Origin of the sequence: Kluyvera sp. CHPC 1.251, from assembly GCF_036759945.1 — a bacterium.
In the GTDB taxonomy this organism is placed as follows: domain Bacteria; phylum Pseudomonadota; class Gammaproteobacteria; order Enterobacterales; family Enterobacteriaceae; genus Kluyvera; species Kluyvera sichuanensis.
The window spans coordinates 567,335-592,284 of record NZ_JAPKIC010000001.1 but is presented as its reverse complement, the minus strand read 5'-3'; the positions used below and the strand labels follow the sequence as shown (position 1 = coordinate 592,284).

General features: G+C 55.2%; 22 protein-coding genes. 11 read left to right on the top strand and 11 right to left on the bottom strand.

All coding sequences use genetic code 11. From position 1 onward, the window contains the following. Positions 1 to 46: 46 nt before the first annotated feature. From prc to V6940_RS02665, 3 genes are all read right to left on the bottom strand, one after another. Entirely contained in the window at positions 47 to 2,095 is a 2,049-nt protein-coding gene (gene prc / locus V6940_RS02675; protein ID WP_333494723.1) for a carboxy terminal-processing peptidase, read from the bottom strand. A 19-nt stretch (positions 2,096 to 2,114) separates the two neighbouring features. Further along, positions 2,115 to 2,807: an RNA chaperone ProQ gene (gene proQ / locus V6940_RS02670; protein ID WP_185667646.1), complete on the bottom strand. Its 693-nt coding sequence runs from the start codon at positions 2,805 to 2,807 to the stop codon at positions 2,115 to 2,117. A gap of 97 nt (positions 2,808 to 2,904) precedes the next feature. Continuing rightward, a complete protein-coding gene (locus tag V6940_RS02665) occupies positions 2,905 to 3,402 on the bottom strand; it encodes a GAF domain-containing protein (protein WP_185667645.1) in 498 nt (165 codons plus the stop codon). Between the two features lie 143 nt (positions 3,403 to 3,545). Between V6940_RS02665 and yebS the strand changes: the two genes are divergently transcribed. From yebS to V6940_RS02645, 4 genes are all read left to right on the top strand, one after another. Next, positions 3,546 to 4,829 carry a membrane integrity lipid transport subunit YebS gene (gene yebS / locus V6940_RS02660; protein ID WP_333494722.1) on the top strand — a complete coding sequence of 428 codons (1,284 nt, stop codon included), beginning with the start codon at positions 3,546 to 3,548 and terminating at the stop codon, positions 4,827 to 4,829. Then, positions 4,798 to 7,431, top strand: coding sequence for a PqiB family protein (locus V6940_RS02655; RefSeq protein WP_333494721.1), 2,634 nt, complete (start codon positions 4,798 to 4,800; stop codon positions 7,429 to 7,431). Before yebS ends, V6940_RS02655 begins: the two co-directional genes overlap by 32 nt. A gap of 79 nt (positions 7,432 to 7,510) precedes the next feature. After that, on the top strand, positions 7,511 to 8,950 hold the full coding sequence (gene rsmF / locus V6940_RS02650) for a 16S rRNA (cytosine(1407)-C(5))-methyltransferase RsmF (protein WP_333494720.1): 1,440 nt from the start codon (positions 7,511 to 7,513) through the stop codon (positions 8,948 to 8,950). Positions 8,951 to 9,060: 110 nt separating this feature from the next. Beyond that, positions 9,061 to 9,300, top strand: a complete 240-nt coding sequence (locus V6940_RS02645; protein ID WP_035891671.1) for a YebV family protein — start codon at positions 9,061 to 9,063, stop codon at positions 9,298 to 9,300. Positions 9,301 to 9,336: 36 nt separating this feature from the next. Here V6940_RS02645 and lpxP read toward each other — a convergent pair whose 3' ends face one another. Continuing rightward, positions 9,337 to 10,272, bottom strand: a complete 936-nt coding sequence (gene lpxP / locus V6940_RS02640; protein ID WP_333494719.1) for a kdo(2)-lipid IV(A) palmitoleoyltransferase — start codon at positions 10,270 to 10,272, stop codon at positions 9,337 to 9,339. Between the two features lie 89 nt (positions 10,273 to 10,361). On the opposite strand from lpxP, the gene V6940_RS02635 reads away from it, so the two are divergent. Next, positions 10,362 to 10,826 (top strand): hypothetical protein, encoded by a 465-nt coding sequence (locus tag V6940_RS02635; RefSeq protein ID WP_333494718.1) that lies wholly within the window; start codon positions 10,362 to 10,364, stop codon positions 10,824 to 10,826. 188 nt (positions 10,827 to 11,014) lie between these two features. On the opposite strand, the gene V6940_RS02630 is transcribed toward V6940_RS02635, so the two are convergent. From V6940_RS02630 to yobA, 3 genes are read right to left on the bottom strand one after another with little or no spacing between them, the layout of a single operon-like run. After that, positions 11,015 to 11,353, bottom strand: coding sequence for a YebY family protein (locus tag V6940_RS02630; RefSeq protein WP_185667764.1), 339 nt, complete (start codon positions 11,351 to 11,353; stop codon positions 11,015 to 11,017). A 12-nt stretch (positions 11,354 to 11,365) separates the two neighbouring features. Then, positions 11,366 to 12,235, bottom strand: a complete 870-nt coding sequence (gene copD / locus V6940_RS02625; protein ID WP_333494717.1) for a copper homeostasis membrane protein CopD — start codon at positions 12,233 to 12,235, stop codon at positions 11,366 to 11,368. A 2-nt stretch (positions 12,236 to 12,237) separates the two neighbouring features. After that, positions 12,238 to 12,612, bottom strand: coding sequence for a CopC domain-containing protein YobA (yobA, locus tag V6940_RS02620; protein WP_333494716.1), 375 nt, complete (start codon positions 12,610 to 12,612; stop codon positions 12,238 to 12,240). Positions 12,613 to 12,749: 137 nt separating this feature from the next. On the opposite strand from yobA, the gene V6940_RS02615 reads away from it, so the two are divergent. The 3 genes from V6940_RS02615 (at position 12,750) to exoX (ending at position 14,417) form a co-directional block, all read left to right on the top strand. Then, complete coding sequence (locus V6940_RS02615) at positions 12,750 to 12,980, top strand: DNA polymerase III subunit theta (protein ID WP_185667589.1); 231 nt, start codon at positions 12,750 to 12,752, stop codon at positions 12,978 to 12,980. A gap of 89 nt (positions 12,981 to 13,069) precedes the next feature. After that, entirely contained in the window at positions 13,070 to 13,738 is a 669-nt protein-coding gene (locus V6940_RS02610) for a carbon-nitrogen hydrolase family protein (protein ID WP_333494715.1), read from the top strand. Between the two features lie 22 nt (positions 13,739 to 13,760). Then, positions 13,761 to 14,417, top strand: a complete 657-nt coding sequence (exoX, locus tag V6940_RS02605; RefSeq protein ID WP_333494714.1) for an exodeoxyribonuclease X — start codon at positions 13,761 to 13,763, stop codon at positions 14,415 to 14,417. Positions 14,418 to 14,420: 3 nt separating this feature from the next. Here exoX and ptrB read toward each other — a convergent pair whose 3' ends face one another. Further along, a complete protein-coding gene (gene ptrB / locus V6940_RS02600) occupies positions 14,421 to 16,472 on the bottom strand; it encodes an oligopeptidase B (protein ID WP_333494713.1) in 2,052 nt (683 codons plus the stop codon). A 177-nt stretch (positions 16,473 to 16,649) separates the two neighbouring features. On the opposite strand from ptrB, the gene purT reads away from it, so the two are divergent. Then, a complete protein-coding gene (purT, locus tag V6940_RS02595) occupies positions 16,650 to 17,828 on the top strand; it encodes a formate-dependent phosphoribosylglycinamide formyltransferase (RefSeq protein WP_333494712.1) in 1,179 nt (392 codons plus the stop codon). Between the two features lie 76 nt (positions 17,829 to 17,904). On the opposite strand, the gene V6940_RS02590 is transcribed toward purT, so the two are convergent. The 3 genes from V6940_RS02590 to zwf all read right to left on the bottom strand — a co-directional run bounded on the left by V6940_RS02590 (position 17,905) and on the right by zwf (position 22,106). After that, entirely contained in the window at positions 17,905 to 18,546 is a 642-nt protein-coding gene (locus V6940_RS02590; protein ID WP_185667584.1) for a bifunctional 4-hydroxy-2-oxoglutarate aldolase/2-dehydro-3-deoxy-phosphogluconate aldolase, read from the bottom strand. Between the two features lie 39 nt (positions 18,547 to 18,585). After that, positions 18,586 to 20,397 (bottom strand): phosphogluconate dehydratase, encoded by a 1,812-nt coding sequence (gene edd / locus V6940_RS02585; protein ID WP_333494711.1) that lies wholly within the window; start codon positions 20,395 to 20,397, stop codon positions 18,586 to 18,588. A 233-nt stretch (positions 20,398 to 20,630) separates the two neighbouring features. Continuing rightward, positions 20,631 to 22,106 carry a glucose-6-phosphate dehydrogenase gene (gene zwf / locus V6940_RS02580; RefSeq protein ID WP_185667582.1) on the bottom strand — a complete coding sequence of 492 codons (1,476 nt, stop codon included), beginning with the start codon at positions 22,104 to 22,106 and terminating at the stop codon, positions 20,631 to 20,633. A 410-nt stretch (positions 22,107 to 22,516) separates the two neighbouring features. Between zwf and V6940_RS02575 the strand changes: the two genes are divergently transcribed. Both V6940_RS02575 and pyk read left to right on the top strand, forming a co-directional pair. Then, a complete protein-coding gene (locus tag V6940_RS02575; RefSeq protein WP_035891692.1) occupies positions 22,517 to 23,386 on the top strand; it encodes a MurR/RpiR family transcriptional regulator in 870 nt (289 codons plus the stop codon). A gap of 100 nt (positions 23,387 to 23,486) precedes the next feature. Then, on the top strand, positions 23,487 to 24,929 hold the full coding sequence (gene pyk / locus V6940_RS02570; protein WP_035891694.1) for a pyruvate kinase: 1,443 nt from the start codon (positions 23,487 to 23,489) through the stop codon (positions 24,927 to 24,929). The last annotated feature ends 21 nt before the right edge of the window (positions 24,930 to 24,950 follow it).

Genomic DNA, 24,950 nt, shown 5'->3' with positions numbered 1-24,950 from the left:
CGAGAGATAAAAAAAACAGGCACAATGACTTGTGCCTGTTGGGGGATTACTTGGTTGCTGCCGGCTGTTCTGCCGGCGCGGCCTTCTCAAGCCTTGCCAGATCGATGGCGATATCCACCGTCTCGTCAAGGTATGGATCCGGCTCTTTGTAGTCCTTCGGCAGGTCTTCCAGTTTCTTCAGCGGCGGCTTACCTTCACGCTTGTAGCGATCGTTAATCCGCGCCAGACGCGTTGCATCGTCCTCTTCGTTCTCTTTCTCACGCTGGGCGTAGTTCAGAGAAACGATACTGCGCTTATCCTTCAGTGCATTGAAGTGAGCAATATCTTTGGCGATGTACTGGAACTCTGGATCTTTCGCAATGCGGTCGCTATGCAGCTTCAGCAGTTCCGGCTCGAACGTTTTCATGTCGCCAGACTTCACATAGGTGGCAGCATTAATGCTGTCCCACGGCAGTGCGTTGTCTTCAAACTTCTCACCGGTTTCGGTCTCTTCCGTGCCGGTTGGCATCATGATGTCCGGGGTTACCCCTTTACGCTGGGTACTGCCGCCGTTGATACGGTAGAACTTCTGAATGGTGTACTGGACAGAGCCCAGCGCCGGCCATTCAGGACGCAGCATCTGATCGTAGATACGGTTCAGCGAACGGTACTGCTGGACGGTGCCTTTACCGAAGGTCGGCTCACCAACGATCAGCGCACGGCCGTAGTCCTGCATCGCGGCGGCAAAGATTTCCGACGCCGAGGCACTGAAACGGTCTACCAGCACCACCAGCGGGCCTTTATAATAGACGACGCCATCGGTATCGCTATCTTCTCGCACCTTGCCGTTGTTATCACGCACCTGCACGACCGGGCCAGACGGAATGAACAGACCGGAGAGCGAAACCGCCTCGGTCAGTGCACCGCCACCGTTACTGCGCAGATCGATAATCACGCTGCTGACGTTCTGTTTTTCCAGCTTCTGCAGCTGAACCTTCACGTCCTCAGTGAGGCCAACGTAGAAGCCTGGGATATCCAGCACGCCGACTTTATCTTTACCGGTGCCTTTAACCGACATTTTCACCGCGCGGTCTTCAAGACGAATACGCTCACGGGTCAGGGTCACGATACGGGTTTTAGAGCCTTTGCCTGCCGGAAGCACTTCCAGACGGACTTTGCTACCTTTCGGCCCTTTGATCAGCGCCACGACGTCATCAAGACGCCAACCGATCACATCCACCATGCCTTTACCGGTCTGGCCCACGCCGACGATACGATCGCCTACGCTAATCGCCTTGCTCTTCGCCGCTGGGCCGCCTGCCACCATGGAGTTAATCACGGTGTAGTCGTCGTCCATCTGCAGCACCGCGCCAATACCTTCCAGAGACAGACTCATTTCGGTATTAAACTGCTCAGTGTTACGCGGAGAGAGGTAGTTAGTGTGCGGGTCGATTTCACGGGCGAATGAGGTCATTGCCAGCGAGAACACATCTTCGCTGTTGGTCTGCGCCAGGCGACGAATCGCAAACTTGTAGCGACGCGACAGCGTATCGTGAATCTCTTTGTCGTCTTTGCCCGCCAGCTTCAGGCTCAGTTGGTCAAATTTGACCTTACCGTCCCAAAGCGCATTAAGCTCGGCTTCGTCCTTCGGCCACGGCGCTTTGCTGCGATCGAGGTTAAAGGTGTCGGTACCGGTGAAGTTCATCGGACGCTCAAGTACCTTCAGCGCATATTCATAGCGCTCAAAGCGGCGTTTTTGCGCCAGGTTGTAGAGGTCATAGAAGACATCAAGCTTGCCAGAACGCAGTTCATCGCCAATCTGCCCTTTCTTCGCGGAGAATTGCTCCACGTCGCTGGCCAGCAGCACGTTGTGGCTATAGTCCAACAGGTTCAGATAGCGGGTGAAGATTTTGGCCGAAAAGGCCTCGTCAAGATCGAACTGGCGGTAGTGGGAACGGGTAAAGCGCGATGTCACGCGCTCGCTCACCGTTGCGTGCTGCGTCTCTTCCTTCAGAACCGGAAGCTGATCAACACGGGTAATATCTTCCACCGCTAAGACCTGGCCTGTTATCACTAACAGACCAGCAAGCGCGGAGAGCCTAAAGAATTTGTTCATGCCTGGCCAGGCCTCCGTTTCAGAACACCAGGTGTTCTGCGCGTACAATCATTGACATACCAGAAGTAAGCTGCACACGAACGCCATCTTTGGTGATTTCCAGGATTGTGGCATCCATGGCGTTATTGCCCGCTTTAACTTTCAGGGATTGACCGACCGTCAGCGCAGACAGATCGGATACGGGGGTAAATTTCTCTTCGCGTACTTCACGAACAGGTTTAGCCGCCGGTTTTGCTGCCGCAGGACGTGGTTTACGCTCTGCGCCTTCTTTACGACGTACTGGAGGACGCGGTTTACGCTCACGACGTGGCGCATCACCTTGTTCGCCCGCAGCAGCAGCCGCTTCGCGTTTCTTCGCCTGCTGTTCAGCGCGCTGCGCCTGAACGCGAGCTTTCGCTTCTTCGAGCTGCTGACGCGCATGCGCCACGTGCTGCTCATCCAGTTCGCCGCAAGGGTTGCCGTCGAGATCGACGCGCACTGCACCCGCTTTGATACCATAGAGGTAGCGCCAGCTGGAAGTATAAAGACGTAATGCGGAGCGCAGTTGCGTTTTGCTGAGGTTCATTTCCCCTTCAACGCGCGCTACGAGATCCTGAAAAATACCGACTTTCAGGGGGCGGGCCTCGCCTTCCGCGCTAAAGCACTGCGGGAAACGTTCGGCCAAAAATGCGATAACTTCTTTACTGCTGTTCAACTTAGGTTGATTTTCCATGAAATTTCCTGATTACAACGGACGTAGCCAACAAGCCGCAGGCATGAACAGGCGACATTATAATGACGCATTTCGTAAATGCTACGTTATCCGTTGATTATCCTTCGACGGGGGCAAAGAATTTTTGATAATCGGTCGCTTCGAGCACTTTTTGCAGGTGGACGACCAGTTCACGTAAGCCCGCCTCATCTTCTTCGCTAAAACGAGAGAAGACGGTGCTATCGATGTCCAGCACGCCAATAACCTGACCGTTCACCTCAAGAGGCAGTACGATTTCGGCGTTGCTGGCAGCATCGCAGGCGATATGACCATCAAAGGCATGGACATCTTCAATGCGTTGAACGCGATTTTCCGCCACAGCAGTACCGCAAACACCGCGACCTACCGGAATACGTACGCAGGCAATTTTGCCCTGGAACGGCCCGAGAACCAGCGTATTGCCTTCCAGCAGATAAAATCCTGCCCAGTTCACATCAGAAAGACGCTCGTACAGCAGCGCACTGGTATTGGAGATTACGGCTAAGAAACTCGTTTCACCTGCCATCAATGCCTGAAAATCGCGGTTAAGATCCGCGTAAAATTCTGTTTTGCTCATTATCTAATCACTATTGTTTACGGTGTTACTGATGCGTTATCCAGCTTGTAGCCTTATAAAATACGCATTAAGTGCGTTCGGGCTCAAGATGAATCGATACTTAGGTTAAGATAGAGTTATACATTCATTTCTCAATGTAATAAATGGCACTGAAAACATCACGCATAACGCCGTCGAAAAAAATACATATTCACAAGATTGATGCACCGTTGCCGTGGGCACATTACCAACGTTGCCCACAGTGCGATATGCTTTTTCGGTTACCGGTCGTAAAATCATCGCAAAGTGCCTATTGTCCACGCTGTAACGCCAAAGTGCGCGACGGGCGGGACTGGTCGTTGACCCGCCTGGGCGCGATGGCCATCACTATGCTGCTACTCATGCCCTTCGCATGGAGCGAACCGCTGCTGCGCCTGCATCTGCTGGGCGTACGTATCGATGCCAACCTGCTGTCCGGGATCTGGCAGATGACCGATCAGGGCCACCCCATCACGGCGGCGATGGTCTTTTTCTGCACCGTCGGCGCGCCTTCAGTGCTGGTCGTCTCCATTGTCTATCTGTGGCTCGGTAACATTCTGGGCATGAACCTGCGCCCCGTCCTGCTGATGCTCGATAAGCTTAAAGAGTGGGTGATGCTGGATATCTACCTGGTCGGGATCGCTGTCGCGTCAATCAAAGTCCAGGACTACGCCTTCCTGCAGCCTGGAATCGGCCTGCTGGCGTTTATCTCCCTGGTGGTCCTCAGCATCCTGACCCTGATTCACCTGAACATCGAGCAACTGTGGGAGCGCTTTTATCCCCAGCGCCCCGCCACACGCCCGGACGCCAGCCTGCGCGTCTGCCTTGAATGCCACTACACCGGCTTTGCCGATACGCGTGGGCGCTGCCGTCGTTGCCACACACCGCTGCGCTACCGTCGGCGGCAGAGCTTGCAAAAAAGCTGGGCTGCGCTGATCAGTTCGATTGTCTTTCTCATCCCGGCTAACCTGCTGCCGATCTCCGTTATCTACGTCAACGGCGGGCGACAGACGGACACCATCCTGTCCGGGATCATGTCGCTTGCCAACAGCAACGTGGCGGTGGCGGCGGTGGTGTTTATCGCCAGTATTCTGGTGCCGTTTACCAAAATTATCGTGATGCTGACGCTACTGACCAGCATTCACTTTAAATGCGAACAGGGGCTGCGTACGCGCATACTGCTGCTGCGCTTTGTCACCTGGATTGGCCGCTGGTCAATGCTCGATCTGTTTGTGATTTCGTTAACCATGTCGCTCATCAATCGTGATCAGCTTCTCGCCTTCACGATGGGCCCCGCTGCGTTTTATTTCGGCGCTGCGGTAATATTAACTATTCTTGCTGTTGAATGGCTGGACAGCCGCATACTTTGGGACGCACATGAGTCAGGAAACGCCCGCTTCACAGACTGAGGCGCGAATTAAAACCAAACGCCGTATCTCCCCGTTCTGGCTGCTGCCGGTCATCGCGCTGATGATTGCCGGCTGGCTTATCTGGAACAGCTATGAGGATCGCGGTACCACCATCACCATCGACTTCATGTCGGCGGACGGTATTGTGCCTGGCCGAACCCCAGTTCGCTTCCAGGGCGTCGAGGTCGGTACGGTTCAGGATATCCGCCTCGCCCAGGACCGCAGTAAGATCGAAGTGCGCGCCAGCATTAAAGCCGATATGGAAGATGCGCTGCGCGACGAAACCCAGTTCTGGCTGGTGACCCCGAAGGCGTCCCTTGCCGGAGTCTCCGGTCTTGATGCGCTGGTTGGCGGTAACTATATCGGCATGATGCCGGGTAAAGGCGAAGCCCGCGATCACTTCACCGCGCTGGATACGCAGCCCAAATATCGGCTGAACAACGGTGAGCTGATGATCCATCTGCACGCCCCGGATTTAGGCTCGCTCAACAGCGGGTCGCTGGTTTACTTCCGCAAAATTCCAGTCGGCCGCGTCTATGACTACGCCATTAACCCGAACAATCAGGGCGTCACTATTGATGTGCTGATCGAGCGTCGCTTCACCAATCTGGTGAAAAAAGGCAGCCGCTTCTGGAACGTCTCGGGCATTAAGGCGGATGTAGGACTCAGTGGCGCGAAGGTGCAGCTTGAGAGCCTTGCAGCGCTGGTCAACGGCGCGATCGCCTTCGACTCCCCGCCCGATTCGCAGGCCGCTGCACAGAACGATGAATACGGCCTCTATGAAGATCTTGCTCACAGCCAGCGCGGCGTGCTGGTGCAGCTTCAACTGCCAAGCGGCGATGGTCTGAAGGCCGGTTCGACGCCGATGCTTTATCAGGGGCTGGAAGTGGGCCAGTTGACCAAACTGACGCTCAACCCGGATAGCTCAGTCACCGGTGAAATGACCGTTGACCCTAGCGTTGTCTCGCTGCTGCGAGATAAAACGCGCATTGAACTGCACCAACCGAAGCTGTCGCTGGAAAACACTAACCTGAGCTCGCTGCTCACCGGCAGCACCTTTGAGCTGGTACCGGGCGACGGCGAACCGAAAGATCGCTTTACCGTGCTGGCGGCAGACAAAACGCTGCTGCAACAGCCGGGCGTCATGACGCTCACGTTGACCGCGCCGGAAAGCTACGGCATTGATGCCGGGCAGCCCATCATGCTACATGGGGTGAAAATCGGCCAGGTCATGGAACGCTCGTTGACGGCAAAAGGCATTAGCTTTGCTATCGCCATTGACCCGCAGTACCGCGACCTGATCCACGGCGACAGTAAGTTTGTGGTCAACAGCAAAATGGACGTCAAGGTGGGCATCGACGGCGTTGAGTTCTTAGGCGCCAGCGCCAACGAATGGCTTAGCGGCGGGATTCGTATCCTGCCGGGTGAAAAAGGGCCGATGAAGTCGAGCTACCCACTGTTCTCTAACCTCGAGAAAGCGCAGGAGAACAACCTCAGCGACTACCCGACCACCACCCTGATGCTGACGGCGGAGACGCTGCCGGATATTCAGACCGGCTCTATCGTACTGTATCGTAAATTTGAAGTCGGTGAGGTCACCTCGGTGCAGCCCCGCGCCAACGCGTTCGATATTGCGGTACACATTAAACCGGAATACCGCTCGCTGCTGACCCCGAATAGCGTCTTCTGGGCTGAAGGCGGCGCGAAAGTGCAGCTCAACGGCAGCGGCCTGACGGTGCAGGCCTCCCCACTCTCCCGCGCGCTGAAAGGGGCGATCAGCTTTGACAATCTCGATGCTGCCGGCGCAGGCAGCCGTAAAGGCGATAAACGCCTGCTTTACGCTTCTGAGACCGCCGCGCGCGCCATTGGCGGGCAAATCACTCTGCACGCCTTTGATGCCGACAAGCTCTCGACCGGTATGCCAATTCGCTACCTCGGCATTGATATCGGTCAGGTGCAGAACCTGGAGCTGAACGCTTCACGCAACGAAGTACAGGCCAGCGCCGTGCTCTATCCTGAATACGTCTCGACCTTTGCGCGACGCGGCACCCGTTTCTCGGTGATCACTCCGCAAATCTCGGCGGCGGGCGTGGAGCATCTGGATACTCTGCTGCAGCCGTACGTTAACGTCGAGCCAGGCCACGGCGAAATGCGCCGTGATTTTGAGCTACAGGAAGCGACGATCTCCGACTCCCGCTACCTCAACGGCCTGAACATCGTGGTGGAAGCACCGGAAGCCGGTTCGCTAAGCATCGGAACACCAATATTGTTCCGTGGGCTTGAGGTGGGCACCGTCACCGGTCTACGTCTGGGCAGCCTTTCCGACCGCGTGATGATTGAGATGCGCATCGGCCAGCGCTACCAGCATCTGGTGCGCAACAACTCGGTGTTCTGGCTGGCCTCCGGCTATAGCCTCGATTTTGGTCTGGTGGGCGGAGTGGTCAAGACCGGTACCTTCAACCAGTTCATTCGTGGCGGTATCGCCTTTGCGACTCCGCCTGGCATCCCGCTGGCGCCGAAAGCGCAGGAAGGGAAACACTTCCTGCTGCTGGAGTCTGAACCGAAAGAGTGGCGCGAATGGGGCACCGCCCTGCCGCGTTAAAACCCTCTGCGCCGGTGCCCGTCACCGGCGCATTTTTATGATAAACTGCGCGCTCTTTATCTCCTTGTGGTATTCGCCAGTGGCTCAAAACTCAGTCTATTTCCCCGATGAATTCCTTGCGCAGATGCGCGAGGCCATGCCGAAAAATCTCTCTTTTGATGCATTTCTTGATGCCTGCCAGCGCCCGCTGCGTCGCAGCATTCGCGTCAACACGCTCAAAATTTCCGTGGATGATTTTCTGGCGCTGGTTGCGCCGTACGGCTGGCAGCTAACCCCGGTTCCCTGGTGCGCCGAAGGTTTCTGGATTGAACGTGAAAATGCCGACGAGATCCCACTGGGCAGCGCCGCCGAGCATTTAAGTGGCCTGTTTTATATTCAGGAAGCCAGCTCCATGCTGCCCGTCGCCGCGCTGTTTGCCGACGGCGCAGAACCCACGCGCGTAATGGATGTCGCCGCCGCGCCTGGCTCGAAAACCACGCAGATCGCCGCCCGAATGGAAAACCATGGCATGCTGCTGGCGAACGAATTTTCCGCCAGCCGCGTCAAGGTGCTGCATGCCAACATCAGCCGCTGCGGAATCGCGAATACCGCCCTGACCCACTTTGACGGTCGCGTATTTGGCGCGGCGCTGCCAGAGTGCTTCGACGCCATCCTGCTTGATGCTCCGTGCTCCGGCGAAGGCGTGGTACGTAAGGACCCGGACGCGCTAAAAAACTGGTCACTCGCCAGCAATCAGGAGATCGCCAGCACCCAGCGTGAACTTATCGACAGCGCGTTTCATGCCCTGCGCCCCGGCGGTACGCTGGTCTACTCCACCTGCACGCTCAACCGCGATGAAAATGAGTCGGTGGTCAACTGGCTGCTTGAGCGTTATCCGGAAGCGGTGGAAGTGCTGCCGCTGGGCGACCTTTTCCCAACCGCCGAGCAGGCGCTGACCCCGGAAGGCTATCTGCACGTCTTCCCACAAATTTACGACTGCGAAGGTTTCTTCGTCGCTCGACTGCATAAAACAGCGGCGATCGACCCGCTGCCCGCACCGGGCTACAAGGTCGGAAAATTCCCGTTTGCACCAATGAAAACCCGCGAGTCAACGGCGGTATCCGAGGCCGCTAAGCGCGTAGGAATCGAGTGGGATGCGTCGCTAACGCTCTGGCAGCGCGACAAAGAGATCTGGCTGTTCCCGGCAGAAATCGAGCCGTTGCTGGGTAAAGTTCGCTTCTCCCGCATCGGCATTAAGCTTGCTGAAACCCACAATAAAGGCTTCCGTTGGCAGCATGAAGCGGTTATCGCGCTGGCAAACACGGAGAAACTGGGGCATGAGTTAACGGCAGAGGAAGCGCAGGAGTGGTATCGCGGGCGCGACGTCTACCCGGAAAATGCCCCAGCGCAGGATGACGTGATTGTCACGTTCCAGGGCTTTCCGCTCGGGCTGGCAAAGCGTATTGGCTCTCGCCTGAAAAACAGCTATCCGCGAGAACTGGTGCGCGATGGGAAACTTTTTATCAACAGGTCGGAGTAGCGCACAAAAAAAGCGCATTTTTTAATTGGCGAAATGCTCTGCGTTGGCTAGGATGAAAAGGTACGGCCACTGGTCGTACCACACCGGCCAGCAGATTAACGGAGAGCATTATGAGCAAAACCAGCGTACGCATCGGCGCATTCGAGATTGATGATGCCGTGCTGCACGCCGAACAACACGGCGAGCGAACGTTAAGCATCCCTTGTAAGTCAGATCCCGATTTGTGCATGCAGTTGGATGCCTGGGATGCCGATATCAGCATCCCAGCCCTTCTTGATGGCGAACATTCAGTTCTCTATCGCAAACATTACGATCAACCGTCCGATGCCTGGGTTATGCGGCTTGTCTAACCCAAAAGGAACCCGCCTATAGGCGGGTTATTTATTTTATTTGGCGTGTGGCACCGCTTTGTAGAGCGACGCTTCTCCCCGCGGTCGAGTTTTGAACCGACGATGCACCCACAGATACTGCTCCGGCGCACGTAAAATCTCGCGTTCGATAATTTTGTTCATGTAGCTCGCCGCCGACACTTCATCCCCACAAGGATAATCGGTCATCGCTTCACTAATGTGCAGCGTGTAGCCCTTCACATTCGGTTTACGCACCATGGTCACGGTCAGCATCGCGGCCCCAGAGAGGCGTGACAGCACGTTGGTACCGTTGGTGGTGGCCGCTTCGCTCACCGAGAAGAACGGGGCAAATACGCTCCCTTTCGGGCCATAATCCTGGTCCGGCGCAAACCACACCGCTTCACCTGCTTTCAGCGCCTGAACCAGGCCGCGCAGGTTACGACGATCGATCATCGCTTTGTTCGAGCGCAGACGGCCGGTGGTTTGTACCCACTCCATCAGCGGGTCGTTGTGCGGACGATAGGTTGCCATCATTGGACGGCACAGACCCATCGCACGGCCGCCTAATTCCAGAGACATAAAGTGCACACCAACCACCATCACCCCACGCTGCTCTTTCAGCGCGTGCATCAGGTTGGCATAACCTTCGACATCAAACCATTTGCGCACACGCGCATCGCTCCAGAACCAGGCCATACCGGTTTCGATAAGCCCCATGCCCAGAGACATAAAGTTTTGTTCAATCAGTTTTTCGCGCTCGGCGGCATCCATATGTGGAAAGCAAAGCTCAATATTGCGCGTAGCAATCTGTTCACGGCGTTTTAAAAAACGGCGCGACGCTTTACCAACGGAGGTGCCGAGCAGATGAAGAAGCGGATAAGGGAGTTGGACCACCAGCCATAACAGAGCAAGCGCAAACCACTTCAGCCCATTACGAGGGTGAAGTAAACGAACATCAAAATTCTGGAACATCATTTCTTCCGGATAACGTGGAGCACAGCACAAGGTAACGCATAAGGAAAAAACGAGTCCGTTCATCTGTCTTTAAGCGGTACGTATGAGTGTTTGACAGTACTGCATTCGACAAATTCACTGCCCGGACGTTTATTTACAAAACGGCAGAAAACAGAGGTGTGATGCGGCGTGGCAGGCTGTGGCTTAACTCGCCGCAAGCATGCGCTTTTTCTTCAAAAAAAAATAGCGATTTTTATTCACGAGTTGAAATAAATATTCGAATAATGAGCGTAAATATAATTAGCGAGATAGCAATTATGACAAACGAAATGATTATCCAGCGATTTTCCGATGTTCTATTAGCGGCCTCACATTTCCACGGAAATTTTTTTTTGCTAAATGACACAAAAATGCTTGGATGCCGCCGAGAATCTGTTTACATTGGATTAACAAGCACGCAAGCAGCAAAGTGTGTTTATCCTGTGGAAGGGAAACTGCAGATAAAAAGAGACCGAAAACGATTCCTGTTTTCGGTCCAGGGAAATGGCTCTTGGGAGAGAGCCGTGCGCTAAAAGTTGGCATTAATGCAGGCTAAGTCGCCTTGCTTTATAAGAATAGATGACCGTGACAGGTTTTCCAGTCCACAACGGCAGTGAGCTGAAAAATTTCGTTCAATAAACGGCATAACATAAAAAAACCGCAGCCCTTTCTGCAAAAGGCTTGCGGTTTTTTATTGATTTCTAAACAGATATTTTGCGAATTAGCAGAGTTTCTGTGCTCGTTCGATAAACGGCGCCAGGCTCATTTTTACGCCGGGCTGTTTCGGATCGTCAACCTGGATGATACTCAGCGGCTGCGCCTGCGTTTTGCCCGCCTTCACCTGCTGCTCGGCAACATCATTCAACGGATACTGCACCAGCGTACTCGGGTTAATCACGTACAGCGCGTTATCAGGACGGCAGGTCAGCATCACCTCTTCGCGGTTAAACGCCCACTTATCTTTGCCCACCTCAAAGCGGCTCACGGTAATGATCTGCGCCGACAGCGCGGATCCCGACGCCGTTAATAACAACAAAGAGAGAATAATCTTTTTCATAATTCGCCAGTTCAATTAAAAAGGTTCCCAGGTCGCAAACAGGCTTACGCACGCCAGCACCAGCGCTCCCAGGATAATTTCTGCCTGCGTGGTCCGCAGGAAAATACGCGACACCCGTTCAGGAGCCGTCGGCATGCGCGGCACCAGCAGGTAACGATTCGCAAGCGCCACCAGCACCATCAGCGCGACAAAACCACACTTCACCCACAGCGCTACTCCGTAAAACGTGCTGGTGGTGAATCCGCCCTGAATCAGCCATGCGTTGACGACTCCGCTGGCGATGGCCCCCGCTACCGCCAGATGCCCATAGCGCGAAAAACGCATCATGGTGGCAATTGCCGGTTGACGCCAGCGCCCTTTTGCCAGCCGTAGGCAGTAGAGGAACGGAATTAACCCGCCCACCCATGCGCCCGCACACAGCAGATGGATCGCATGATTGACGCGCTGAAAAACACCCAGTGCCCCATCGTTCATGGCTGCATGACCGATGCCCGCCAGCAGGATAAACTGAGCCACGCAGAGAAGCAAAAGTCGCCGCATCATCTGTCGCGGCTGAACCCAGGCCACGCCCAGTGCCACCCACGCAAGCACTATCTGCCATAGCCAGACGCTGCCGAAATGCGTCTGCACCACCGCCTGCCAGATCTCCGGCCGCCAGGTATCAGACCAACCATCGCCCATCAACCCGCCCTGCACCACCAGCATCAGCATCGCCGAGAGCACACTCAGCATCAGCGAACCGCGCAGCAGTCTGGAAAAACGTTGTACCAGAAGACGTCGAAGTTCTGTTGGTGCCCACCATCCGGCGTAAAGCGTACAGCCAAAGGCAACCATCAGCGCGGCGAAGTGGGCAAAGCGCAGCCCAACGTAGAGAGCCGTCAGCATGGTTACTTGACGCTAAACTGGTACTGACCTTTGGTCTTATGGCCGTCGACGGAAACCACGTGCCATTCGACGGTATAGAGCCCGTCACCCAGTGTTTCGTTCAGCGGAATAACCAGCTGCGTGTTGTCCTTTTCGTTGCGCACCGCTTTACCGACCGGGATAATCCGCTTTTCGGGGCCGGTTAGCGTCACGCCGCTGAATCCCGGCTCAATCCCTTCGGAGAAGTTAAGCGTTAAGGTTTGCGGCGCCGGACTGACTTCCGAATTGGCCGCGGGGGTTTGCTGCTGCAGATGAGCGTGCGCAAAGACTGGTGAAGCACTCAGCGATCCGAGTAAAAACAGCGTGGCACCCAGCGTGCGAGGAGCGGTGAATTTCATTTCCATCATTCCCTTTTGTTATCGATATATGACAAAGAATAACGCTGTATAATGTTCACGTCGAGATGAGCACCCTCTGGACTTGCCATTTTGCGATACTCTTAGTAACTTTTGCGCGTTATCCCAAGGAGAAAATCATGCATACCAATCTGGCAACTCTACCTCAGGACGAGATGGACAAAGTAAATGTCGATCTGGCCGCCGCAGGCGTGGCGTTTAAAGAGCGCTACAATATGCCGGTCGTCGCCGAAGTGGTGGAACGCGAGCAGCCAGCGCACCTGCGTGACTGGTTCCGCGAACGGTTAATTACGCACCGCTTAGCCTCGGTAAACCTTTCTCGCCTGCCGTACGAGCCAAAAGCCAAATAAAGCTTACGCTAAGTGACAGTTCCTTACGTCCATCCTGATACTATCGTCTGGAATAAAAGCCCAATGACAACGTGTTGAAGGATGCAACTATGCTGACATGGACTATTGCTGCAGCGCAATATGCTCCCCGCAGAGGGGATGTCGCTGAGAACATTACCCACCATCTGCGGTTTATCGATGCCGCCGCCGAGCAGGCCTGTAAGGTATTAATCTTCCCGGAGCTTTCTCTGACCGGTCCCGATGACGAGCAAACTTTGCCCGCACCGCCGAACGATACCCAGCTACAGCCCTTAAGCGAGGCCGCCCAGCGGCATCAGATGACCATTATCGCCGGGCTGCCGATGGAAAACGACGGTAAGCGTATCAAAGGCATCGTTATCTTCGCCCCGCACGCCACCGGCCCTATCAAACAGCATCAGGGCCAGGGAACCTGCCTGGCCCCTGAGTCCGATCAAATCAGCGTCTTTGAGCTGCACCATGAAGGTTGCGAGCTTTCACCGCAGGCCTCCTTGCTGGCCACGGTCAGCTCGATGGCAGAACCTCAACAACAGAGAACCAGCCAGCGACTGCAGCGCTTCGCTCACAAGTACGCCATTGCCGTGCTGAAATCAAACTATGCCAATGGCACCTTCTCTGGCGGCAGCGCGTTATGGGATGAAAACGGCCAGCTTATCGTGCGTGCTGATGGCGGTGAACTGCTGCTGACGGGCAGAAAGAGCGACCAGGGTTGGCAAGGCGAGATCATTCCATTACGCTAAACGTTTTAGGCCGGAGTTTGCCATGCTGCGCGTAATCGATACAGAAACCTGTGACCTGCAAGGGGGCATCGTGGAGATCGCCTCCGTTGATGTTATTGACGGCAAAATCGTCAACCCAATGAGTCATCTGGTGCGTCCGGACCGCCCTATCAGCCCGCAAGCGATGGCTATTCACCGGATCACCGAAGAGATGGTGGCAGACAAACCCTGGATTGAGGAAGTGGTGCCGTTTTATCAGGGTAGCCCCTGGTACGTTGCCCACAATGCCAGCTTCGACCGCCGCGTGCTGCCAGAAATGGACGGCGAGTGGATCTGCACCATGAAGATGGCCCGCCGCCTGTGGCCTGGTATCAAATACAGCAATATGGCGCTGTACAAGTCGCGCAAGCTAAGCGTGGCAACGCCCCCGGGTCTTCATCATCACCGCGCGCTTTACGACTGTTATATCACCGCCTCGTTGCTGATTGACATTATGCAGGTATCAGGCTGGACGCCGGATCAGATGGTAGACGTCACCGGCCGACCGGCGCTGCTGCGTACTTTTACCTTCGGTAAATACCGCGGGCAGGAAGTGGCTGAAGTAGCAAAAAACGATCCGGGCTACCTGCGTTGGCTGTTTAACAACCTCGACCGCATGAGCCCGGAACTGCGCGTGACTCTCAAGCACTACCTGGAGTAGTAGCTAGCGCTCGGACTGCCCCGGCAAGGTCCCCTGCGCCAGGGCAATCAGGAAGGCAAACTCCAGCGCCACCCCCTCATAGCTTTTATAGCGACCAGACTTCCCACCGTGGCCGGAGTCCATCTCGGTGCACAGTAGCAGCAGGTTATCGTCTACCTTCAGCTCACGCAGCTTGGCCACCCATTTTGCGGGTTCCCAGTATTGCACCTGTGAATCATGCAGCCCGGAGGTCACCAGCAGGTGCGGATAAACCTGTGCCTTGACGTTGTCATAAGGGCTATAGGACTTCATATAGCGATAGTAGGTTTCATCCTGCGGATTACCCCACTCCTCAAACTCGCCGGTGGTCAGTGGAATCGACTCATCGAGCATCGTAGTTACCACATCGACGAACGGCACCTGCGCAACCACGCCGTGGAACCGTTCAGGACGCTCGTTAATCACGGTTCCCATCAACAGGCCTCCCGCGCTGCCGCCCATCCCATAACAGAGCGCCGGGTCACCATAGCCTTTCGCCAGCAGCGCATCGCAGGCATCCAGGTAATCATTGAAGGTGTTTTTCTTCTTGAGAAATTTCCCCTCTTCATACCAGAGCTGCCCTAATTCCCCGCCGCCGCGGATATGGGCGATGGCAAAGACAAAGCCCCGGTCGAGCAGGCTTAAGCGGCTGCTGCTAAAATCGGCGTCCATACTGGCCCCGTAGGAGCCGTAGCCGTAGACCAGCAGCGGATTTTTACCACGACGGAAATGCTCATGACGATAGACCAGCGACACGGGCACCTCGACGCCATCACGTGCGGTAATCCAGATACGTTCACTGCGGTAACGACTGGCGTCAAACCCTTTCACCTCTTGCTGTTTCAGCACGCGGCGCTCGCCGCTGTCCATATCCAGCTCAAACAACGTGTCCGGTGTGGTCATCGATGAATAGCCGTAGCGCAGGCAGGCGGTTTCGGGTTCCGGGTTATAGGCAATCCAGGTCACATAGGCCGGATCGTCAAAGGCAATTGCCGTTTCCTGTTGGCTATGGCGATGGATCTGCCGCAGGCTGGTTAAGCCACGCTGACGTTCTTCCACCACCAGCCAGTCGCGAAACAGCGTAAAGTCTTCAAGCATCACCGCATCGCGTGGCGCGATCAGGGTTTGCCACTCGGCCTCTTCCCAGGATTCACTGCGGTACAGGCCGAAGTTTTTACCCTCGCGGTTAGAACGCAGGTAGAACTGGTTTTGGTAGTGGTCGAGGCTGTACTCGTGATCTTTACGGCGTGGTACATAGACGCGCGGCTTAGCGTTGGCCTGGTCGGCATCCAGCAGCAACATTTCACTGGTGGTAGTGCTGGACAAGGCAATCACCACGTACTGGCGTGAAGAGGTCTTATGCAGGCTGACGTAAAACGTCTCGTCCTGCTCCTCATAGATAAGCTCATCCTGTTCCGTAGATGCCCCAACCTGATGTCGCCACACCTGCCACGGCAGCAGCGTCGTTGGATGCTGACGCACGTAGTAAAGCACGCGCGAATCGTTGGCCCACACCACGCCCGGTGAAACATCGTCAATCACTTCCGGCAGCCAGGTTTCGTTCTCCAGATGGCGAATGCGCAGACTGTACTGGCGACGGGAAAGGAAATCCTCGGTTACCGCCAACAGGTTATTGTCCGGCGCGACGTTCAGCCCGCCCAGAGTATAGAACTCGCTGTGCGCCGCCCGTTTGTTTTCATCAATCAGCAATGACCACTCATCACTGTTTAATGCCTGGCGCTGGTAAATCGCATATTCACGGCCCGGCTCAAACACCTGGCGATAGCGATAGCCGTTTTTGATATAGGGCGCTGAAACCTCACGTGGAGGGATCCTGTCGACAATCTCTTTAAGCACGCGATCCTGCAGGCTGCGCTGGGAGGACATCACTTCACGCCCGTAGGTGTTCTCCTGCTGCAGGTAATCAAGCACCGCTGGTTTAGAGCGCGTGTCATCGCGAAGCCAGTAATAATTATCGACGCGCGTATCACCATGCAAAGTCATGGTGTGGGGTATCCGTTTCGCTTTAGGTGGCATCTCGTTATTCTTCTTGTCGTGTTAATTCATTATTAAGCCTGGCAAAAGTCGCGCTCATTGCCAACTTAACCTATCCCCTCATCCTACGTTTCATCCGCCTTTTGTGCCACTCGCAAGACAGACGCAAACGTTTTCGTTTATAATGCGCCAAACTTTGGATAGACGGTGGAATGGGTAATGACGTTATTAGGAACAGCTCTGCGTCCCGCTGCGACGCGCGTAATGCTTCTGGGTTCAGGTGAGTTAGGTAAAGAAGTGGCGATCGAATGCCAGCGCTTAGGCATTGAAGTGATCGCGGTCGATCGTTACGCCGATGCGCCGGCCATGCACGTTGCGCACCGCGCTTACGTTATCAACATGCTCGACGGCAACGTCCTGAAAGCGCTGGTTGCGCAGGAAAAGCCTGACTTTATCGTGCCAGAAATTGAAGCGATTGCCACGGACACGCTGATTGAGCTTGAGCAGGCAGGCCAGAAAGTGGTGCCGTGCGCCCGGGCAACCAAACTGACGATGAACCGCGAAGGTATTCGCCGTCTGGCGGCAGATACCCTCAAGCTTCCCACCTCGGCCTACCACTTTGCCGACAGCGAAGCACAGTTCCGCGAGGCAGTCACCGATATCGGCCTGCCGTGCATCGTGAAGCCGGTGATGAGTTCATCCGGCAAGGGACAGACCTTTATTCGCCGTGAAGATCAGCTGGCGCAGGCCTGGCAGTATGCGCAGGAAGGCGGCCGCGCCGGTGCGGGTCGGGTGATTGTTGAAGGGGTGGTTAATTTTGATTTCGAAATCACCCTGCTGACCGTCAATGCTGTCGACGGCGTGCACTTCTGTGCTCCAGTGGGTCACCGTCAGGAAGATGGCGACTACCGCGAGTCCTGGCAGCCGCAGCAGATGAGCGAACTGGCGCTGGCGCGTGCACAGGAGATCGCCCGCGAGGTGGTGCTCGCACTGGGCGGCTATGGTCTTTTCGGCGTAGAACTGTTTGTGTGTGGTGATGACGTGGTATTCAGCGAAGTTTCCCCTCGCCCGCACGATACCGGAATGGTGACGCTGATTTCGCAGGACGTCTCCGAGTTTGCTCTGCACGTTCGCGCTTTCCTGGGGCTGCCGATTGGCGCCATTCGTCAGTACGGCCCGTCCGCTTCTGCGGTACTGTTGCCCACGCTGACCAGCCGCAACGTCACCTTTGATAACGTGCAGAATGCGCTAAGCGCCGGGGTACAGCTGCGTCTGTTCGGTAAACCGGATATTACGGGTTCTCGCCGTATGGGCGTAGCGCTGGCAACGGCGGACAGCGTTGAAGAGGCCGTCGAGCGCGCCAAAATTGCCGCCGCGGCAGTGGTGATTCAGGGATAAGAAAAAAGGCGGGCTGCTTGCGCATACCCGCCCTTCTTTTGCTCACCCGGCCATCAGGCTGGGTGCAGCAAACACCTTACAGCTTCGCGCCTTCAACCGCTTCGCGAGCCAGCTTGGTGATGCGATCGTAGTCGCCTGATTCCAGCGCGTCAGCTGGCACCAGCCAGGAACCGCCGATGCACAGTACGCTTTTCAGCGCCAGGTAGTCACGGTAGTTAGCTGGAGAGATACCGCCGGTTGGGCAGAAACGAATCTGAGAGAATGGACCCGCGATCGCCTGCAGCGCTTTCACGCCGCCGTTCGCTTCAGCCGGGAAGAATTTGAACTCTTTCAGGCCGTGTTCCATACCCAGCATCAGTTCAGACACGGAGCAGATACCAGGGATCAGCGGAATGGTACCCGCAGTCGCTGCTTTCAGCAGGCTATCGGTCAGGCCTGGGCTGATAGCAAACTGCGCGCCAGCTTCGGTCACTTCTTTCAGCTGCTGAGCGTTGGTCACGGTACCCGCGCCCACGATAGCGTCCGGCACTTCTTTGGCAATGGCGCGGATAGCGTCCATCGCACAAGCGGTACGCAGCGTCACTTCCAGAACACGTACGCCACCCGCAACCAGCGCTTTCGCCATCGGTACTGCGTGCTCAAGCTTGTTAACCACGATTACCGGTACTACCGGGCCGGTGGTCAGGATTGCTTCAGCAGTTGTTTTCCAGTTTTTCATCAGAAATTTTCTCTCGCCAGATCTACAAAACGTGTCATCTTAAAAGGTAATACAGGTTGCGCCCTGCTCTGCGCCGGACAGTTTTTCCCGTAGTGCGCTAAACAGTTCACGGCCTGTCCCCACGCGCGAAGCGCTCAGATCGGGAATATGCGGTTGGCGTGCGGCCAGTTCAGCTTCATCAACCAGCAGCGTCAGCTCGCCAGTCTGGCCATTGACGCGAATCATGTCGCCATCGCGCACTTTCGCCAGCAGGCCACCGTCATAAGCTTCAGGGGTTACGTGGATCGCTGACGGCACTTTACCGGATGCACCGGACAGTCGTCCATCAGTAACTAACGCAATTTTGAAACAGCGGTCCAATAATACACCAAGTGGCGGCATAAGTTTATGTAATTCTGGCATGCCGTTCGCTTTTGGCCCTTGATGGCGCACAACAACCACGCAATCTTTATCCAGTAAGCCTGCTTCGAACGCTGGCAGCACATCGTGCTGGCTCTCGAATACCACGGCTGGCGCTTCAATAATCTGGTTTTCAACCGGTACCGCCGATGTTTTCATCACCGCACGACCCAGGTTGCCGCTCAGTACTTTGGTACCGCCGTGTTTTGAGAACGGTTTGTCGAAAGTGGCGATGATGTTGTCATCCAGCGACGCGGTTGCACCTTCACGCCAGTCAAGCTTGCCGTCGTTCAGCCACGGTTCCATGGTGTAGTGCGAGAGACCAAAACCGGCCACCGTGTTAACGTCTTCGTGCAGCAGGCCGCCTTTCAGCAGTTCACGTACCAGTACCGGTACGCCACCTGCCGCCTGGAAGTGGTTGATATCGGCCGGGCCGTTCGGGTAGAGACGCGCCATCAGCGGCACGACTTCAGAGAGATCGGAGAAATCATCCCAGTTGATGATGATGCCCGCCGCACGCGCCATCGCCACCAGGTGCATGGTGTGGTTGGTTGAACCACCGGTTGCCAGCAGCGCCACGATGCCGTTGACCACCACTTTTTCGTCGATCATTTTGCCGAGCGGCATCCACTCGTTACCGTTACCGGTCATACGCGTTACCTGACGCGCTGCGGCAGCGGTCAGTTCAGCACGCAGCGGTGCGTCAGGGTGAACGAATGAGGAACCCGGCAGCTGCATGCCCATAAATTCGATCACCATTTGGTTGGTGTTGGCAGTGCCATAGAAGGTGCAGGTGCCCGGCGCGTGATAGGACGCGGCTTCAGACTCCAGCAGCGCGTTACGATCCACTTTACCTTCTGCATACAGCTGACGAATACGTACTTTTTCTTTGTTCGGCAGGCCGCTCGCCATCGGGCCTGATGGGATAAAGACAGACGGCAGATGACCAAAGGAGAGCGCCGCCATGGCAAGCCCTGGGACGATTTTGTCGCACACGCCGAGGTATAGCGCGCCGTCAAACATATTATGGGACAGGCCAACAGCGGCGGACATTGCAATCACTTCGCGGCTCAGCAGAGAAAGCTCCATACCGTCCTGCCCTTGCGTCACACCGTCACACATGGCCGGTACGCCGCCCGCGACCTGACCGACCGCATTCACGCTGTGCAGCGCTTTGCGGATCAGCTCCGGGTAGTGTTCATAAGGCTGATGGGCAGAAAGCATGTCGTTATAGGAGGTAATGATCGCGATATTGTTACGCAGCATGCTCTTCAGCGATGCTTTATCGTCCGGTTGGCAGGCAGCGAAACCGTGTGCCAGGTTACCGCAGGCAAGTTCAGAACGGTGAACCGTTTCAGTTTTTGCCTGATTGATACGCGCCAGGTAGGCTTCGCGGGTTTCACGCGAGCGTTCAATAATACGATTTGTTACGCGTAACATTACAGAGTTCATAAAGGCTCCTTAAAATTTTTCTGTCCAGGCCGCTATCTTACACGGTTAAATCATTGGTCTGATTTATCGAGAAAGCCCGTATAGCGCAGCTCAGAGGCAAAGGTCTGCCCGTAGTGTAATAAAAAAAGCCCCGGTGGTGAATCCACCCGGGGCTTAAATGCGTAAAAATAGCACTACATGCTGTGTTAGATCATGTTACCGGTAAAATAACCCTTCCGGATTATCGCGGCCGGTTATTCGAACTCATTCCAGGAGCGGCCATCACGGGTGATCATCGCAACCGAAGCTACCGGTCCCCAGGTGCCAGCCTGGTACGGTTTTGGCGCGTCTTTATCGCTCGCCCATGCTTCCGTGATGGAGTCGACCCACTTCCACGCTTCTTCCACTTCGTCACGACGCACAAACAGCGCCTGAATACCACGCATGGTTTCCAGCAGCAGACGTTCGTAGGCGTCCGCCAGGTGAGTCTGATTGAAGGTCTCGGAGTAGCTCAGATCCAGCTTGGTCACCTGCAGGTTATGCTTGTGCTCCAGGCCTGGAACTTTGTTAAGGATCTGGATATCCACGCCTTCATCCGGCTGCAGACGGATAGTCAGTTTGTTCTGCGGCAGCTCAGGCCAGGTTTCCTTGAACAGGTTCAGCTCAGGGTTTTTGAAGTAGACGACCACTTCAGAGCATTTAGTCGGCAGACGTTTACCGGTACGCAGGTAGAACGGCACACCCGCCCAACGCCAGTTATCAATATCCACACGAATAGAAACGAAGGTTTCGGTGCTGCTGGATTTGTTTGCACCCTCTTCTTCCAGATAGCCCGGGACTTTCTGCCCCTGCGCAAACCCTGCGGTATACTGGCCACGCACGGTTTTATCGCGAACGTTGCTGCGGTCAATGCGGCGCAGCGACTTCAGCACTTTCACTTTCTCATCACGAATGCTGTCAGCGGTCAGATCGGACGGCGGTGCCATCGCAATCATGCACAGAATTTGCAGCAGGTGGTTTTGGATCATGTCGCGCATTTGACCAGCCTGATCGAAATAGCCCCAACGGCCTTCAATCCCGACTTCCTCAGCCACGGTAATTTCCACATGATCGATAGTGCGGTTGTCCCAGTTGTTCACGAACAGGGAGTTGGCAAAGCGCAGCGCCAGTAAGTTCAGCACCGTTTCTTTACCCAGATAGTGGTCGATACGGTAAACCTGGCACTCTTCAAAGTATTCACCCACCTGGTCGTTGATCTCACGAGATGTCTCCAGTGAGGTACCCAGCGGTTTTTCCATCACGACGCGCGCAGGCTTGGCATTCAGCTTCGCTTCACCCAGGCCGCGGCAGATGGCGCCAAAGGTGCTAGGCGGCATGGCGAAGTAGTTAATGGTGATGCGATTTTTTTGATCGAGCATCTCACCCAGACGCGAAAATGCTGGCGCATCGTTAACATCAAGGTTGCAAAAATCAAGACGCGCGCTGAGGGTATCCCACAAACTTTCGTCAATCTTCTCTTTCATGAAGGTTTCGAGCGCTTCGCGGACAACTTTGGTGTATGCCGCTTTATCCCAGTCGGCACGGCCTACGCCGATAATCCGGGTGTCCGGGTTAATCTGGCCGGCTTTTTCCAGCTGATACAGGGAAGGCAGCAATTTTCGGCGGGCCAAGTCGCCCTTCGCGCCGAAAATGACCAGATCGCATGCCTGGGCCGTTTGCGTTACCGCCATGTCATTCTCCTCAGTTAAAGATCCCGGTTTACCACCCAAAGGCGCTGCCAGGTTATATACCCGCTAGCTATCAGGTTTTCCTGAAAAATAGCGAATATCGTTGTAATTTTCTTACGGTGCACTGTACTGTGTTTACGAAATTGCCGAAACCCTTTAACGCGCGTCACCGCGTCCGATCGCACAAATCGGAACCATCAAGGCCTGAGTTTTAGGCAATCCGCCAGTATTGTTCGTTCTTTCGCCCGAGCGGCGTCTGTTAAAATACGACGCTGATCATGTAATGAAAAAAAACAACATTTTTTGCCGTTTCTCTCCACTTTTCGCCAGGCTTCAGGCGTATATTCTTGCTAAAACGCCTGCAGATTTCACCCATTAATGGAATCGTTTCAATCTATGAGCAACTTGTCACGATGAACATGCTGGAAAGAATCCAGACCCAACTGGAAAACCTTAGCAAATCCGAGCGAAAAGTGGCGGAAGTTATTCTTGCCGCTCCTGAACAGGCAATCCACTCAAGCATTGCCGCGCTCGCCCTTGAGGCCGAGGTCAGCGAACCTACCGTTAACCGCTTCTGTCGCAGTATGGAGACCCGTGGATTCCCCGACTTCAAGCTCCATCTTGCCCAAAGTCTGGCCAACGGTACACCGTATGTTAATCGTAATGTTGATGAAGATGACAGCGTTGAGGCGTATACGGCCAAAATTTTCGAGTCCGCCATGGCAAGCCTGGCGCACGTGCGCCAGTCGCTGGATATGTCGGCGGTTAACCGCGCGGTGGATCTGCTGACCCAGGCCAAGAAAATTGCCTTCTTCGGCTTAGGCTCTTCCGCCGCCGTGGCGCACGACGCCATGAACAAGTTTTTTCGCTTTAACGTCCCGGTCATCTATTCTGATGACATCGTACTGCAACGTATGAGCTGTATGAATTGCAGCGACGATGACGTTGTTGTGCTGATTTCCCATACCGGTAGAACTAAAAGCCTGGTTGAGGTTGCCCAGGTGGCGAGGGAAAATGATGCTATGGTTATCGCCATCACCTCCGCCGGCACACCGCTGGCCCGAGAAGCGACCCTTGCCATCACGCTGGACGTTCCCGAAGATACCGACATTTATATGCCAATGGTCTCCCGACTCGCGCAGCTTACCGTGATCGATGTCCTGGCAACCGGTTTTACCCTGCGTCGAGGAGCAAAATTCCGGGATAACTTGAAGCGAGTCAAAGAAGCGTTAAAGGAATCGCGGTTTGATAAAGAGCTATCCGCACACAGCGATAATCATTAAAAGCGATAATAACGGTGTAATCTATTAAAACATTCGGTAACGCTTGCTACCGAATCCTGTTCACGCAACACCTGAGTTGTATTAGTCAACGGAGTATTACATGTCCAGAAGGCTTCGCAGAACCAAGATCGTCACCACGTTAGGCCCAGCAACCGACCGCGATAACAACCTCGAGAAGGTAATTTCCGCCGGTGCTAACGTCGTACGCATGAACTTCTCTCACGGAACACCAGAAGATCATCAGCTACGCGCTGACAAAGTACGCGAAATCGCAGCAAAACTGGGCCGCCATGTAGCTATTCTTGGCGATCTGCAAGGACCAAAAATTCGCGTTTCCACCTTCAAAGAAGGTAAAGTTTTCCTCAATATCGGCGACAAATTCCTGCTCGATGCCAACCTCGGTAAAGGCGAAGGCGACAAAGAGAAAGTGGGTATCGACTATAAAGGTCTGCCTGCCGACGTCGTGCCGGGCGACATCCTGCTGCTGGATGATGGCCGCGTACAGCTGAAAGTACTGGAAATCCAGGGCATGAAGGTGTTCACCGAAGTCACCGTCGGTGGCCCGCTGTCCAATAATAAAGGCATCAACAAGTTAGGCGGTGGCCTCTCGGCTGAAGCCCTGACCGATAAAGACAAAGCGGATATTCATACCGCCGCTAAAATCGGCGTTGATTACCTGGCCGTCTCCTTCCCGCGCTGTGGTGAAGACCTGAACTACGCTCGCCGCCTGGCGCGTGAAGCGGGCTGCGATGCGAAAATCGTCGCCAAAGTAGAACGTGCGGAAGCAGTATGCAGCCAGGACGCGATGGACGACATCATTCTGGCCTCCGACGTGGTAATGGTTGCCCGTGGCGACCTGGGCGTTGAAATCGGCGACCCTGAGCTGGTCGGTATCCAGAAAGCGCTGATTCGTCGCGCGCGTCAGTTGAACCGTTCCGTGATTACCGCGACCCAGATGATGGAGTCGATGATCACCAACCCAATGCCTACCCGTGCGGAAGTCATGGACGTAGCAAACGCCGTGCTGGACGGTACCGATGCGGTGATGCTGTCTGCGGAAACCGCTGCGGGCCAGTACCCTTCTGAAACCGTGGCGGCCATGGCGCGCGTTTGTCTTGGCGCTGAGAAGATCCCAAGCATCAACGTCTCTAAACACCGTCTGGACGTGCAGTTCGACAACGTGGAAGAAGCGATTGCCATGTCGGCAATGTATGCGGCTAACCACCTGAAAGGCGTGACCGCCATCATCACCATGACCGAGTCTGGCCGTACCGCGCTGATGACCTCCCGTATCACTTCCGGACTGCCTATCTTCGCGATGTCTCGTCACGAGCGTACGCTGAACCTGACGGCGCTGTACCGTGGCGTCACCCCGGTATTCTTCGATAGTGAATGCGACGGCGTTGCAGCGGCACACGATGCGGTGAACCTGCTGCGCGACAAAGGTTACCTGATGTCCGGCGACCTGGTTATCGTGACTCAGGGCGACGTGATGAGCACCGTGGGCTCAACCAACACCACGCGTATCCTGACCGTCGAGTAAGTGATTCTCGATATAAAAAAA

Coding starts and splice junctions, on each gene's coding strand:
- V6940_RS02615 (WP_185667589.1), top strand. CDS start 12,750: ATGCATACCAATCTGGCAACTCTACCTCAGGACGAGATGGACAAAGTA.
- exoX (WP_333494714.1), top strand. CDS start 13,761: ATGCTGCGCGTAATCGATACAGAAACCTGTGACCTGCAAGGGGGCATC.
- yebS (WP_333494722.1), top strand. CDS start 3,546: ATGGCACTGAAAACATCACGCATAACGCCGTCGAAAAAAATACATATT.
- edd (WP_333494711.1), bottom strand. CDS start 20,397: ATGAACTCTGTAATGTTACGCGTAACAAATCGTATTATTGAACGCTCG.
- ptrB (WP_333494713.1), bottom strand. CDS start 16,472: ATGCCACCTAAAGCGAAACGGATACCCCACACCATGACTTTGCATGGT.
- proQ (WP_185667646.1), bottom strand. CDS start 2,807: ATGGAAAATCAACCTAAGTTGAACAGCAGTAAAGAAGTTATCGCATTT.
- yobA (WP_333494716.1), bottom strand. CDS start 12,612: ATGAAATTCACCGCTCCTCGCACGCTGGGTGCCACGCTGTTTTTACTC.
- V6940_RS02575 (WP_035891692.1), top strand. CDS start 22,517: ATGAACATGCTGGAAAGAATCCAGACCCAACTGGAAAACCTTAGCAAA.
- copD (WP_333494717.1), bottom strand. CDS start 12,235: ATGCTGACGGCTCTCTACGTTGGGCTGCGCTTTGCCCACTTCGCCGCG.
- V6940_RS02645 (WP_035891671.1), top strand. CDS start 9,061: ATGAGCAAAACCAGCGTACGCATCGGCGCATTCGAGATTGATGATGCC.
- purT (WP_333494712.1), top strand. CDS start 16,650: ATGACGTTATTAGGAACAGCTCTGCGTCCCGCTGCGACGCGCGTAATG.
- pyk (WP_035891694.1), top strand. CDS start 23,487: ATGTCCAGAAGGCTTCGCAGAACCAAGATCGTCACCACGTTAGGCCCA.
- V6940_RS02655 (WP_333494721.1), top strand. CDS start 4,798: ATGAGTCAGGAAACGCCCGCTTCACAGACTGAGGCGCGAATTAAAACC.
- V6940_RS02610 (WP_333494715.1), top strand. CDS start 13,070: ATGCTGACATGGACTATTGCTGCAGCGCAATATGCTCCCCGCAGAGGG.
- prc (WP_333494723.1), bottom strand. CDS start 2,095: ATGAACAAATTCTTTAGGCTCTCCGCGCTTGCTGGTCTGTTAGTGATA.
- V6940_RS02665 (WP_185667645.1), bottom strand. CDS start 3,402: ATGAGCAAAACAGAATTTTACGCGGATCTTAACCGCGATTTTCAGGCA.
- V6940_RS02590 (WP_185667584.1), bottom strand. CDS start 18,546: ATGAAAAACTGGAAAACAACTGCTGAAGCAATCCTGACCACCGGCCCG.
- zwf (WP_185667582.1), bottom strand. CDS start 22,106: ATGGCGGTAACGCAAACGGCCCAGGCATGCGATCTGGTCATTTTCGGC.
- lpxP (WP_333494719.1), bottom strand. CDS start 10,272: ATGTTCCAGAATTTTGATGTTCGTTTACTTCACCCTCGTAATGGGCTG.